Source organism: Pseudomonas sp. S2_A02 (assembly GCF_054668495.1).
This window is the reverse complement of sequence record NZ_CP162776.1, coordinates 6,215,641-6,228,944: the sequence shown is the minus strand read 5'-3', so window position 1 is coordinate 6,228,944 and position 13,304 is coordinate 6,215,641. Positions and strand designations below refer to the sequence as shown.

Below are 13,304 nucleotides of genomic sequence, written 5' to 3'. Positions count from 1 at the left end.
ATATGGCATGCCGGATGCAATGGATCAGGGGAACCGTTGAAACCCAAACAAGGAACCCTGATGAGCCAGACCCTATTGGAACAAAGCCTCGGCCAACTGGCCTGCGACATTCCCGGTGCCACCCGGATCTTCCATACCTTCAAACTGGACTTCTGTTGTGGCGGGCATAAAAGCCTGCGTGAAGCGGCCCTTGGCAAAAACCTCGATCCGGTCCTGATTGCCGACGCCCTGAACATTCTGCAAGACGCCGGCGAAACCCAGCACGACTGGCGCAACGAACCTTTGGAACTGCTGATCGCCCACCTTCTGACGCGCTACCACGCCCGTCATCGCGAGCAACTGCCGGAACTGATCCGTCTGGCTCGCCGCGTCGAGCAGGTTCATGGTGCGCGTAGCAGTTGCCCCAACGGCCTGGCCGATCTCTTGACCGACATGCAGCAAGAACTCGAAGGCCACATGCTCAAGGAGGAACAAGTGCTGTTCCCGATGCTGCAACAAGGCATCGGTGCTCAAGCGGCTCCGCCGATCCAGGTGTTGCGCTTCGAACATGATCAACATGGCGAGGCACTGGAGAAAATGCTCGCCCTGACCAATCACATCATCCCGCCTGCCGATGCCTGTAACACCTGGCGCGCCCTCTATCGCGGGCTGCTGGAATTCAAAGATGACCTGATGCAACACATTCATCTGGAAAACAATGTGCTGTTCATCAACGCCCTGAACCCTCGTCACTGATCGATCGCCAGTTACACCCAACCCGCGCCAGCCCACCGGTTGACGCGGGTTTTGTTTATCCGGGACTGCATACGATCAGCCGTGCCAATAGAACATCGCCTTGGCCAGGATCACGATCAACACCATGTGTCCGAGAATGCTGCGGCGAATCCAGCTTGCACGCGTCGCGGTCAGGCGCGCATGGGTCAGCCAATAGGCCAGCAGCAAGTAATGACCGATGATACTCAGGGCCAACAGGATCTTCAGGCTCAACAACGTGCCAAAGCTGCTGGCCAGCGGCTGGCTCAATGCGCCTCGGTACTGCCACGCCAGGCCGATGCCGGCGCCATACAACAGCAACACCACGCCATGCAGGACCTTGCGCGAGCGCACGGCAATCGCCTGATCCGCCGTGGATTGCGCGGTATCCGCCAACTGCTGACGGGCGCGATGCCAGATAACCACCTCGAAAAACAGCGTGCCGATGAAGGCAATCGCTGCCAGCAAATGCGTGACCAGTAAAAAGGGATACATCAGCGCCAGCCTCTGTCAGTTCGCGTGCTCATCCCGGATGACCGTCGACCCGGGTCCGCAGCAGCATCGGTCCATAGCGCCAGGCATACAGCGCAAATGCCAGCGCCCAGCACAGACCGGCCAGCCACAATGCCGGCAAGGGAAAGAACTCGATCAACACGACCCGGCTCAGGCACGCCAGATTGAGCAAGATGAACGCCAGGGTCATCCCCGACGGCGGTTCGAGCGCACGGCCGGTATGCCCGAGGCTGACTCGGGCGATCATCGCCAGCACCAGGCCGCCCATGGCACCGATCGTCAGGCAATGCACCGCCAGACTCGGGTTGATCGGCGCGCCGAAATGCCACAGCGCCATCCCGAGACACGCCACCGCCAACCAGCCATAAGCCAGGTGCAGCGACCACAGCAACGGTACGTGCCAGAGTGCCCGGTCATGCCAGCGCACCAGTCGCACCAGATGTCCCGCCGCCAGCACCGCGAACAGCAGGCCCACCCAGACATTGGGGTTAAGCGCAGGCCCTGCGGCATATAACAACGCCACCAGCGGCGAGCCTACCAACAACAATCGATCCAGCCAGGGCCAGGCGGCAACGCCTTCAACCCGACCAAGGCCACGCTGGGTGAAGAACGGAATCACCCGCCCACCGATCAACCCCATCATAGCCGCCACCAACCAAATGCCGGTCAGCACGCCTTGGCGCTGCCAACCTTCATGCCCCTCGACCAGGCCGTACAAGGACAACCCGTCGGCCACGGCCAACAACAGCAGAACCACCACAATCGGGTAGTTACGTTTCTGCCGCACCTTCCACAGGGTGAAGCCCATGAGCACCGCCACCGCCAACGGGAACGCCATTTCCAGCACCGCGAGCAACGGCCACGGCACATTGGCCAGCCAGGCCACGCGCGCCAATAACCACAGCAGCGCCAGAGCGGCCAACGGTTTGCCGCTGAGGCCGGGGCGACCGGTCCAGGTCTGCACGGCCGTCAGCAGAAAGCCCGCGATAATCGCCAAGCCGAACCCGAACAACAATTCATGCCGATGCCAGCCCAGCCAACCGCCTGCCGGCTGCCAGTCGGATATCGAACCGCTGAAGGCGGCCAGCCATAGCGGAATGGCCAGCACCGCCAACAGGCAGCCAGCGAGGAAAAACGGCCGAAAGGCCAGCCGTAACAGCGGCGCGATTGCCATCGCTTTACGGCGGTCAAGCACTTGCATAAAGCCACTCCTCTACCTGTTTGCTGACCTGGCGCCAACCCGCACGCGCCGAGGTAAATCCAGGGCCAATCATCGGGTATTACCGATCCATTGCCTTTGTCACAGATCAAGTGTGCAAGGGACGTGCCCCGATGCCGAGCGCGCGCCCTTTGTGGCGAGGGAGCTTGCTCCCGCTCGGGTGCGCAGCAGCCGTAAACCGGCTGATGCGTTGTATCTGAAGCATTGCGATGGCCGGTGTTGGGAGCGCTTCGCACTCCAGCGGGAGCAAGCTCCCTCGCCACAAGTTACCCCCGACCAGGGTATAAATGACCCTTTGATGGTCATTTAAACCCTAAACCTCACGGTATTTTTACCCTGATCGCTGCCCCCTCCAATAAACAAGGGCCTCCAAGTCTGGCCCGCGTCTTGCTCTGCATGGGCAACCTTTTAGAAATCCTGGATCCCTCTCGATTACCTGGAGTCGTCATGAAAAAAGTCATCCAGCCACTGGCCTGGTTTGTTGTGTTGACCTCAATCCTGGCCTTGGCCAGCGGCGTTTCCCTGGTTCTCGTCTGACTTGATCCCCCCTTCTCTATCTTCAGGATGAATTCTCATGGTGCTTCATCGCGTCCATCACCAGATTCTGCGCAGTCATCATTTGTTCGAGCCGTTGAACGAAGAACAGCTGGATGAACTGATGAGTACCAGCCACTTGCTGAGCATCGACAAAGGCGAGCCGTTGTTCCGTCAGGGTGAGCCAGCCGATTCGTTCTATTTCATCATTGCCGGCGCGGTGAAAATCTACCGGCTGACACCCGATGGGCAGGAGAAAGTGTTCGAGGTCATCAGCGATCGGCAAACCTTCGCCGAGGCGATGATGCTGATGGACACCCCGAACTATGTGGCCTCGGCCGAAGCGATCTGCCCCACCCAACTCTACCGGTTATCCAACAGCACCTACATGCGCCTGCTGCAGAGCAATAGTCGGCTGACCTTTGCACTGCTGGGCAAGCTCTGCGTTCGCTTGCATCAACGGGTCAACGAAATCGAGACCCTGTCACTGAAAAACGCCACCCACCGGGTCGTGCGTTATCTGCTGACGCAACTGGTGCGCCAGCAAACCGTTGACAGCCAATTCGAGCTGCCGATGGCCAAGCAGCTGATTGCCGGGCATCTGTCGATCCAGCCAGAAACCTTCTCGCGGATCATTCGCCGCTTGATCGATGAAAACATCATCACTCAGGACGGCCGTCAGATCGCCATTCTTGATCGCTTGCGCCTGGAACAGTTCGAGTGAGTGCCATGCCCGTCTGCCTGTATTGCCAACACTCCAACCCACCACAAGAAATCGAGTGCCGCCAATGCGGCATGCCCCTGCCGGCATTGGCCGCACACGCGGCGCAACGTCGGTTGCGCCGATTCAAGTGGTTCTGCATCGGCCTGACAATCTTCTGCGTGACGATGTTTTTCTGGCTGCCGCGCAGCATCAGCTGATGCTGCGTTGATCGAACCGAGGTTCAAGGTTGAGTCAGCTGGCGGTACAACTGCGGCAAGCGCAGAGGTAACTGCTCAGGCTGACGGATCAAGGTGTAGCCATTGGCGCCAAACATGTACGGCAGGTAATCCCCGGCCTCGCGATCGATCGTGATACAGAACGGCGTCAGCCCCTGACGCCGGGCCTCCAGCACCGCCTCACGGGTGTCTTCAACACCGTAGCGCCCTTCATACAGATCCAGATCATTGGGTTTGCCATCCGTGAGCAGCAGCAACAGTTTGCTGCGCCGCTTGCTCGTACCCAATAGTTGCGTGGCCTGGCGAATGGCCGCGCCCATGCGCGTGTAATACCCCGGTTTGAGCCCTTGAATGCGACCTCGAGTGTTGTCGTCATAACGCTGGGTGAACGCCTTGAGTTCCTGCATGCGCACTTGCTGACGACGCAGCGAGGAAAACCCGTACAGAGCGAAATCATCACCCAGCACCGACAAGGTTTCGCCGAACAGCAGCAGGCTGTCGCGGATGACGTCGATGACACGATGCTCATCGTTCAGGTGCGCGTCGGTAGACATCGACACGTCGGCCAGCAACAGGCACGCCAGGTCGCGGCGGGTCTGCCGCTGCTCCATGAACAGACCGCGTTCGGCACACTGGCCATGCTCGCGCTCAACGTGAAAATCCAGCCAGGCCTGCATGTCCAGCTCTGAGCCCTGGGGTTGTTGGCGTAACCACTGGCGATCATTGCGCAGGTGCTCGAACTGGCGCCGCAAGCGGTGCGCCGAGGCCTTCAGCCGTGGCGGCAGTGGCTGCGCCTCGCAGTCGCGGGGCACCATCATCTGTAGATTGACGAAGCTGTCCTGCATCTGTTGTTTACGGTAGTCCCACTCCGGCAACTTGATGCCCTCGCCGAGGGGAATATCGTCGACATCGGCCGGTGGCAAATCCAGGTGCAGCTTGAGACCACCGCCCTTGCGCAGACGGGTGCGCGATAGCGTCAGTTCATCCAGGTCATCGGCAACTCTGGCGGCGTCCGGGTCTTCGCTGTCGTCCGACCAGCGATCCAGGTCGACGTGTTCGGTCCAGCTGAACAGGTTCTCCAGGCGCACGATTAACAACCCGCCGTCGCGGCTGTCTTCATCGATTCGCGTCGCGCGTTTACGCCCGCTTTTCTGTTCGCCGGGCGGCGTGGTCAACGACTCTTCGGATTCATCGCCCAGATCGGCAGCCTGTGGGCTGGCGAGGTTTTGTGGCGGGTACAACCACAGCGGCAGCGGCCACGCGGCCCGTTCGCTACGAGGGAAATGCTCAACACTGCCGGGTTCGCGTAGCGCCTGGCATAACGCCCGTTCCAGTGCTGCTTCGCTGGCGTTCAACGAGGCCGGATCGGGGCGCAATTGCAGATGGGCATCGACCAGTCGTTTGTAACGAGCACGCAGCGCGGGATAGCGTCGCAACAGCTGTTGCGTCCAGCGTTGATTGTCCCGCCCCCAGTGACGCATCTGCCCGGCCTGTGCCGCCAGCAATGCGAGCCAGCGGTAGAGTTCCTCATTCAGTGCGACTTCAGGAAACACCGCCAGGCTCGATGGCAGCCGCAGATTACTCGCGTCACACCACGCCAACGGCACTTGTTTGCAGGTGCCGGCGATCTGCTGCAACACGTTTCGGCGCAGCAGCAGGTCGCGGTCACTGGCGGCTTCCACACCGACGCCATTGGCACCGCCCATGGCACGAAACAACAGCGCCAGCGGGCGTTGCTGGCTGGCCAGTTCAACCCGTGCTTCAGGGAAGTCCGGGCTGGCACGCCGGGTGATGAAACGATGCCAGACACTGCCTACCCACTCTTCCAGTTCGACGGTAAACGCCATGATGCTTGCCCTTCCTGGAAACCAAAAAAACGGCCCGCTGTATCAGCCGGGCCGACCTTTTCTAGCCATTGCACACGTTCATGAAGGTACAACCGCAGCCGGGGCGCGCAAGGCTGCGCGGCCACGTTGCTTGAAGCTGAGCAGGTAACAGAGCAAGCCTGCGAAGAACCCGAGACCGGCGCCCAGACGCGCCCAGAACAGCACCTGCAGATGTTCGACCGTGGACATGAATGGCAACGCAATCCCGTCGGCCTGCCAGCGTTGCAGGTAAACCTGGACGACACCGGCAGCGGTCAGGAACAGCGTGATCATCACCATCGATAGGGTCATCAACCAGAAGCCCCAGATTTCGAAGGTCTGCGAACGCTCGTCAGCGGCCTCACCCAGCCCGCGCAAACGCGGCATGGCGTAGCTGATCAAGGTCATCACGATCATCGCGTAAGCACCGTAGAAGGCCAGGTGACCGTGCGCCGCCGTCAGTTGCGAACCGTGGGTGTAGAAGTTGACCGGCGCCAGGGTGTGCAGAAAACCCCAGACGCCCGCACCGAAGAACGCGGTGACCGTGGTGCCCTTGGCCCACAGTGTAGCGGCGCGGTTCGGGTGTTGCCGGCGACGGTTCTTCACCATGCTGAAGGCGAAGATCACCATGGCCAGGAACGGTAGCGGTTCGAGTGCCGAGAAGATCGAGCCGACCCACAACCAGACCTCAGGCGCACCGATCCAGAAGAAGTGGTGACCGGTACCGATGATCCCGGTAATCAGCGCCATGGCGATGATCACGTACAGCCATTTCTCCACGACTTCCCGGTCTACACCGGTGATCTTGATCAGGACAAAAGCGAGCATCGAACCCATGATCAGTTCCCACACGCCTTCCACCCAAAGATGCACCACCCACCACCAGTAGAACTTGTCGCGGGCCAGGTTGCCGGGGTTGTAGAAGGAGAACAGGAAGAACACCGCAAGGCCGATCAGCCCGGTCATCATCACCATGCTGATCGTGGTCTTGCGACCTTTGAGCAGGGTCATGCCGATGTTGTAAAGGAAGCCCAGGCACACCACTACAATGCCCATCTTGGTGATGGTCGGCTGCTCCAGGAACTCCCGACCCATGGTCGGCAGCAACTCATTGTGAGTCAGTTTGGCCAGGCCCGCATAAGGCACCAGCAGGTAGCCGAGGATCGTCAGCACGCCTGCGGCGGCGAATACCCAGAACAGGATGATCGCCAACTTCGGACTGTGCAGCTCGCGGTCGGCCTCTTCCGGAATCAGGTAGTAGGCAGCGCCCATGAAGCCGAACAACAGCCAGACGATCAGCAGGTTGGTGTGCACCATCCGCGCCACGTTGAAGGGAATGATCGGGAACAGAAAGTCTCCGATCACGTATTGCACCCCCATGATCAAACCGAACAGCACCTGACCGAGAAACAGCATCAGGGCAAACACGAAGTACGGTTTGGCCACGGCTTGCGAGGCGAATTTCAGATGCGGATTAGCAATGCTCATCGCTTAGCCCTCCTTGTTTGGCGGCCAGCCATTGGTGTTGATGTTCGAACTCCATTTGAGGAACTCGGCGATGTCATCCACCTCCTGCTCGCTCAACTTGAACTGCGGCATCGCTCGCCGGCCCGGTACGCCCAGCGGCTGCATTTTCATCCAGGCATGTAGAAAGGGTTTGAAGCCCGCCTCCCCGCCGCGCCGCTGAAACACATTGCCCAGCTCAGGCGCAAAGTAGGCGCCCTCGCCCAGCAGCGTGTGACAGCCGATGCAGTTGTTCTGCTCCCAGACCGTCTTGCCGCGGATCACTGATTCAGTTAACTGCGCTTCATTGCTGCGCACTGGAAAGGTCTGTTCCGTGTGATAGGTCAAGGCCAGGAATATCAGGAAGAAGAAGATGCTTCCCCCGAAGTAGATATTCCTGGCCATGCCTTTGGTGAAGGTCTCTGACATGGTCGCTTCCTCTTTGCTTGGCGTGCCCATGATAGAAAGCGAAGGGTTGAAACCTGCTTGATGGCGATCAAGAAAGGCAGATGGTTTTGGTCGGGTATAGATCGTATGGCTGACGGAGATCGAATGTGGGAGCGGGCTTGCCCGCTCCCACATTAGAATCGCGCTGTTATTCCTTCAGCGGAACAACACCAGCGTCAGCCCCACAATGGCCGCCAACACCAGCGCCCAGCTCACCATCAACCGGCGCCACAATCGCGGGGCATGGCGCATTTCCATAAAGCCATCGGCAATCAGCCAGGCCTTGCCAACCGCCACCAGCAAAATGGCCACCGACAGCAGCCACGTCGCGCCCGCCTGTGCCAGCACCACCGTGCACACGCTTAACGTGGCCAGTGCTGCCCAGCAGACCAGCAAAAACCTGGAAGCGGACATCAGAACCTCCGTCAATTCAGAACGTAGACCAGCGGAAACAGCACGACCCAGATCAGATCGACCATGTGCCAATACAGCACACCCGATTCAAGCCCGCTGCGGTTGGCCGCGTTGTACAGGCCACAACGGCAACGCTCGGCCAGCCATCCGAGGATGACCATGCCGAGCAGTACATGGAGAAAGTGAAAACCGGTGAGTATCCAGTAGAGGGTGAAAAACGTGTTGTGCTCCATGCCCAGCCCCGAGGCCAGCAAGTGCCGGTATTCCGTGATTTTCAACACCACGTAGACACTGGCGGCGAGCAAGGCTGCCAGCAGGTAGACAGCGCCGTGGCGAGACCGAGAGCGCTTGACTTGCTCCTGGGCCAGCGCGGCGAACAGCCCGGCGGTGAGCAGGCTCAGGGTCATCGCCAGGCCGGTAGAGGTATTGAGCAACAGACGGCTTTCACCGAACAGCTGCGGCTTGAGTGCCTGGGTCACGGCGAACGCCAGAATCAGGATGGCGAACACCGACAGCTCGGCCAGAATGAAAAACCACATCGCCAGATCGCCCGGCAAGTGACCCGGCGCAACGCGTCTGGACTCAGCCAAAGTGGACATCAACCACGCCCATCAGTGCCGCAACCGTCAGCGGATCATCGCTCAGCGGCTCGGCCAGGCAGGCCATGCACGCCTCACGCGGGCTCATGCCGGAGCGGATCATTCGCGCAGTAAAAATCAACAACCGCGTCGAGGCGACTTCCTCCAGGTCATGTTGATCCAGCCTTCGCAGGGCCTGCCCCAACCTCACCACTTGCGCCGCCAGCGCGGTGTCCACCTGCGCTTCCCGGGCGACAATGCGCTCTTCGTCGGCCACCGGCGGATAGCCGAAACGCATCGCCACGAAGCGTTGTCGGGTGCTGGGTTTCATGCCTTTAAGCAGGTTCTGGTAGCCGGGGTTGTACGACACCACCAGCATGAATGATGGCGGCGCCTGCAGCACTTCGCCGGTGCGCTCCAGGAACAACTCGCGACGATCATCGGCCAGCGGATGCAGTACAACCACCGTGTCCTGGCGCGCCTCGACCACTTCGTCCAGATAACAAATGCCGCCTTCACGCACCGCGCGGGTCAGTGGCCCGTCCTGCCACCAGGTGCCCTGGGCACCGATCAAATGTCGGCCGATCAGGTCGGCGGCGCTCAGATCGTCATGGCAAGCCACGGTATACAGCGGCAGTTTCAACCGATGGGCCATGTGCTGGACGAAGCGGGTCTTGCCGCACCCCGTCGGGCCTTTGATCAGCACCGGCATGCCGTGCCGCCAGGCTTGCTCGAACAGCGCCTCCTCATTATTGAGCGGTTGATAGAAGGGTTCGCAAGACTGGATTCGGTCCATGGGCTGTCTGTTCCAAAAGCGGATTCAAGCCACACGCTACGGGCCCCTGCGACAACCTGGCAAGTGACATGGCCGGCAAACTTGATCGCGGTCAAGCGAGCATTGGCCTGCTCGGGCATAGCCTTGCACGGCACTAAGAACCTGCGTTCTGCGCTGCCGTTTCAGCACATCGCAAAGGTCTTGCCTGAGGAGAAATGGAATGCTGATCAGCAATAGAAAAACGTTTGCTCTGACTGTCGCCACATTGTGTTCGGCGCTGGCCCTTGCGGTGACTCACGCGGCTAGAGCCGACGAGCCTGCTACCACACCACCCATGGTCAAAACCGCTGGCGCTCCCGACATGAGCCAAGCCGAGTTCGATTCATCCAAGGAAATCTACTTTCAGCGTTGCGCCGGCTGTCACGGCGTTCTGCGCAAAGGCGCCACCGGCAAACCACTGACGCCAGACATCACCCAGTCCCGCGGGCAACCGTTTCTGGAGGCGTTGATTACCTACGGCTCACCGGCGGGTATGCCGAACTGGGGGACGTCAAATGCGCTGACCAAGGATCAGATCACGTCAATGGCCAAGTTCGTTCAGCACACGCCGCCGACGCCACCGGAATGGGGCATGGCCGAGACGCTGAAAACCTGGAAAGTGCTGGTCAAGCCTGAGGACCGTCCGAAGAAGCAACTGAGCAAACTCAACCTGCCCAACCTGTTTTCGGTGACGTTGCGCGATGACGGCAAGATTGCCCTGATCGACGGAGACAGCAAGAAAATCGTCAAGCTGATCGAGACCGGTTATGCGGTGCACATCTCGCGAATCTCCGCCTCCGGTCGCTACCTCTTGGTGATTGGACGAGACGCGCGGATCGACATGATCGACCTGTGGCCAGTGGAGCCGACCAAGGTCGCCGAAGTCAAAGTGGGCATCGAGGCGCGCTCGGTGGAGACCTCCAAGTTCAAGGGCTACGAAGACAAATACACCGTCGCCGGCTCCTATTGGCCGCCGCAATTCACCATCATGGATGGCGAAACCCTGGAGCCAAAACAGATCGTCTCGACTCGCGGCATGACTGTCGACAAGCAGGAATATCACCCCGAACCCCGAGTCGCGGCGATCATCGCCTCCCACGAATGGCCGGAGTTCATCGTCAACGTCAAGGAAACCGGCAAGGTCATGCTGGTCAACTACCAGGACATCAAAAACCTCACCATCACCTACATCGATGCCGCACCCTTCCTGCATGACGGCGGCTGGGACAGCACCCACCGCTACTTCATGACCGCCGCCAACAACTCCAACAAAGTCGCCGTGATCGACTCCAAAGATCGCAAATTGGCAGCCTTGGTGGAGGTCGGCAAAACCCCTCATCCGGGACGCGGCGCCAACTTCAACCACCCGACCTACGGCCCGGTCTGGGCGACCAGCCACCTCGGTGATGACGGCATCTCGCTGATCGGCACCGACCCGGTCAAACACCCGCAATACGCCTGGAAACAGGTCGCCTCACTCAAGGGCCAGGGCGGCGGATCGCTGTTTATCAAAACCCACCCTGACTCCCGTCACCTGTATGTCGACACCACCCTCAACCCCGACGCCAAGCTGAGCCAGTCGGTGGCGGTGTTCAACATCGACAAACTCGACGCCGGCTACACCGTGCTGCCCATCGCCGAATACGCCGGCATCAAGCAAGGCGCGATGCGAGTGGTACAGCCGGAATACAACAAGGCCGGCGATGAAGTCTGGTTCTCAGTGTGGAGCGGTCAATCAGACGAATCGGCGCTGGTAGTGATCGACGACAAAACGCTGAAACTCAAATCAGTCATAAAGGACAAACGACTGATCACCCCCACCGGAAAATTCAACGTCTATAACACCCAACACGACATCTATTGAGCTCCATCAATGCAAGGAATCCCCATGAAAAATATTCTGTTTTCACTGTTCGCCCTGACCGCTGCGCTGAGTGTGCAGCCGGCCATGGCTGCCGAGGACGGGCCGGCGCTGTTCAAGAGCAAACCCTGCGCCGCCTGCCATTCCATCGATACCAAGATTGTCGGCCCGGCGCTCAAGGATGTCGCGGCCAAGAACGCCGGCGTGGCCGGGGCCGTGGACACCCTGGCCAACCACATCAAGAACGGTACGCAAGGCAACTGGGGCCCGATGCCCATGCCGGCCAACCCGGTGACGGATGAAGAAGCGAAGACACTTGCAACCTGGGTCCTGAGTCTCAAATAGCCAACTGGAGGGCGTCATGAAGGTTTATCGACACGCTGCGATTCTGGCGGCCCTCCTCCTCTTTTGCGCGACCTCGGTTGCGGCGCCTGACGCCAAGCGTCAGGCGCAACTTGAACACCTGCTGGCCCAGGACTGTGGCGCCTGCCATGGGCTGCACATGACCGGCGGGCTAGGTCCCGACCTGACCCGCGCAACGCTGGCGGGCAAGTCCAGGGACAGCCTGATAGCCACTGTCAGTCAAGGCCGGCCCGGCACCGCGATGCCCGGTTGGGCCCCGCTGCTCAGCCAGGACGACATCCATTGGCTGGTCGATCTTCTTCTCCAGGGATACCCCGCACCATGATCCGATCAACCCTGCTTTTAGCGGCGACCGGGCTGTTGTTGTCCGCGTGTGTTCAGCCACCGTTGCGTGGTACCGGCGATCTGGGCGTGGTGGTGGAGCGCGCCACCGGTAGCGTGCAAATCATCGAAAGCGACACTCGCACGGCACTGGTCCGACTCGACGGTTTGGGCGATCTGTCCCATGCCTCGGTGGTGTTTTCCCGCGACCAGCGTTATGCCTATGTGTTCGGCCGCGACGGCGGGCTGAGCAAGATCGACCTGCTGACCCAACGCATCGATCAACGGGTGATACAGGGAGGCAACAGCATCGGCGGCGCGATCAGTCAGGACGGCAAACTCATCGCCGTGTCCAACTATGTGCCCGGCGGGGTCAAGGTGTTCGATGCCGAAACCCTGCAACTGGTGGCCGATATTCCGGCCACGCCCCTGGCCGATGGCACCAAGCGCTCACGGGTGGTCGGCCTGGTCGATGCGCCCGGTCAGCGTTTTGTGTTCAGCCTGTTCGATACCGGCGAGATCTGGACCGCCGATTTCAGCCAGGGCAACACGCCGCGGATCAACCGTTTCACCGACATCGGCCAGCAACCCTACGACGCGTTGGTGACCCCGGATGGTCGCTATTACATGGCGGGACTGTTCGGCGAAGACGGCATGGCGCAACTCGACCTCTGGCATCCGGAGCGCGGGGTGCAGCGAGTGCTCGGTGATTACGGACGCGGCCAGGCGAAACTGCCCGTCTACAAGATGCCGCATCTGGAAGGTTGGGCCGTTGCCGACAATCAGGCCTTCGTGCCCGCAGTCGGTCGCCATCAAGTGCTAGTGATGGATTCGCGCACCTGGCAGCAAACCGCTGCCATTCCGGTGGCTGGTCAACCAGTGTTCGTCACATCGCGGCCGGACGGTCGGCAACTGTGGGTCAATTTCGCCTACCCGGACAACGATCGGGTTCAAGTCATCGACAGCGAAACCCATGCCGTGGTCGCCGATCTGCGGCCAGGGCCAGCGGTGCTGCACATGGAATTCACCGCACGTGGCGACCAGTTGTGGCTGTCGTTACGCGATGGCGATCAGGTTCAGGTCTGGGACCCGTACAGCCTGAAGCAACTGAGCACCCTACCCGCCACCGCGCCGAGCGGCATCTTCTTCAGCAGTCGCGCGCAAAAAATGGGCTATTGAA

General features: G+C 60.3%; 15 protein-coding genes. 7 read left to right on the top strand and 8 right to left on the bottom strand.

Translation table 11 applies throughout. The annotated features are described in order from the left end of the window. Nucleotides 1–60: 60 nt before the first annotated feature. Entirely contained in the window at nt 61–735 is a 675-nt protein-coding gene (gene ytfE, locus AB4O41_RS28510) for an iron-sulfur cluster repair protein YtfE (RefSeq protein WP_460145597.1), read from the top strand. A 75-nt stretch (nt 736–810) separates the two neighbouring features. Here the strand turns inward: ytfE and AB4O41_RS28505 are convergent, their stop codons facing one another. Together AB4O41_RS28505 and AB4O41_RS28500 are read right to left on the bottom strand one after the other, a co-directional pair. Continuing rightward, nucleotides 811–1,248 carry a hypothetical protein gene (locus AB4O41_RS28505; RefSeq protein WP_367375187.1) on the bottom strand — a complete coding sequence of 146 codons (438 nt, stop codon included), beginning with the start codon at nt 1,246–1,248 and terminating at the stop codon, nt 811–813. Nucleotides 1,249–1,276: 28 nt separating this feature from the next. Next, complete coding sequence (locus AB4O41_RS28500; protein WP_460145596.1) at nt 1,277–2,467, bottom strand: NnrS family protein; 1,191 nt, start codon at nt 2,465–2,467, stop codon at nt 1,277–1,279. A gap of 592 nt (nt 2,468–3,059) precedes the next feature. Between AB4O41_RS28500 and AB4O41_RS28495 the strand changes: the two genes are divergently transcribed. Further along, a complete protein-coding gene (locus tag AB4O41_RS28495; protein ID WP_008075049.1) occupies nt 3,060–3,743 on the top strand; it encodes a Crp/Fnr family transcriptional regulator in 684 nt (227 codons plus the stop codon). Then, nucleotides 3,740–3,940, top strand: a complete 201-nt coding sequence (locus AB4O41_RS28490) for a protein DnrP (protein ID WP_460145595.1) — start codon at nt 3,740–3,742, stop codon at nt 3,938–3,940. The genes AB4O41_RS28495 and AB4O41_RS28490 overlap by 4 nt, the downstream gene beginning before the upstream one ends. A gap of 23 nt (nt 3,941–3,963) precedes the next feature. Here the strand turns inward: AB4O41_RS28490 and AB4O41_RS28485 are convergent, their stop codons facing one another. The 6 genes from AB4O41_RS28485 to AB4O41_RS28460 form a co-directional block, all read right to left on the bottom strand. Continuing rightward, entirely contained in the window at nt 3,964–5,805 is a 1,842-nt protein-coding gene (locus AB4O41_RS28485) for a VWA domain-containing protein (protein ID WP_460145594.1), read from the bottom strand. A gap of 78 nt (nt 5,806–5,883) precedes the next feature. Further along, a complete protein-coding gene (locus AB4O41_RS28480) occupies nt 5,884–7,311 on the bottom strand; it encodes a cbb3-type cytochrome c oxidase subunit I (protein ID WP_460145593.1) in 1,428 nt (475 codons plus the stop codon). A gap of 3 nt (nt 7,312–7,314) precedes the next feature. Next, entirely contained in the window at nt 7,315–7,755 is a 441-nt protein-coding gene (locus AB4O41_RS28475; protein ID WP_030130714.1) for a c-type cytochrome, read from the bottom strand. A gap of 174 nt (nt 7,756–7,929) precedes the next feature. Further along, nucleotides 7,930–8,187: a cytochrome C oxidase subunit IV family protein gene (locus AB4O41_RS28470; protein WP_460145592.1), complete on the bottom strand. Its 258-nt coding sequence runs from the start codon at nt 8,185–8,187 to the stop codon at nt 7,930–7,932. 11 nt (nt 8,188–8,198) lie between these two features. Next, nucleotides 8,199–8,786, bottom strand: coding sequence for a cytochrome c oxidase subunit 3 (locus AB4O41_RS28465; RefSeq protein ID WP_460145591.1), 588 nt, complete (start codon nt 8,784–8,786; stop codon nt 8,199–8,201). Further along, a complete protein-coding gene (locus AB4O41_RS28460) occupies nt 8,770–9,561 on the bottom strand; it encodes a CbbQ/NirQ/NorQ/GpvN family protein (protein ID WP_367375180.1) in 792 nt (263 codons plus the stop codon). The genes AB4O41_RS28465 and AB4O41_RS28460 overlap by 17 nt, the downstream gene beginning before the upstream one ends. A 199-nt stretch (nt 9,562–9,760) precedes the next feature. Between AB4O41_RS28460 and nirS the strand changes: the two genes are divergently transcribed. The 4 genes from nirS to AB4O41_RS28440 are packed head-to-tail and all read left to right on the top strand — an operon-like array spanning nt 9,761 to nt 13,303. Next, nucleotides 9,761–11,443 (top strand): nitrite reductase, encoded by a 1,683-nt coding sequence (nirS, locus tag AB4O41_RS28455; RefSeq protein WP_460145590.1) that lies wholly within the window; start codon nt 9,761–9,763, stop codon nt 11,441–11,443. Nucleotides 11,444–11,467: 24 nt separating this feature from the next. Then, the gene (locus tag AB4O41_RS28450) at nt 11,468–11,785 is read left to right on the top strand and encodes a c-type cytochrome (protein WP_460145589.1); all 318 of its coding nucleotides are present in this window, start codon (nt 11,468–11,470) and stop codon (nt 11,783–11,785) included. Nucleotides 11,786–11,801: 16 nt separating this feature from the next. Continuing rightward, nucleotides 11,802–12,128, top strand: a complete 327-nt coding sequence (locus AB4O41_RS28445) for a c-type cytochrome (protein WP_460145588.1) — start codon at nt 11,802–11,804, stop codon at nt 12,126–12,128. After that, the gene (locus tag AB4O41_RS28440; RefSeq protein ID WP_460145587.1) at nt 12,125–13,303 is read left to right on the top strand and encodes a cytochrome D1 domain-containing protein; all 1,179 of its coding nucleotides are present in this window, start codon (nt 12,125–12,127) and stop codon (nt 13,301–13,303) included. The genes AB4O41_RS28445 and AB4O41_RS28440 overlap by 4 nt, the downstream gene beginning before the upstream one ends. The last annotated feature ends 1 nt before the right edge of the window (nt 13,304 follow it).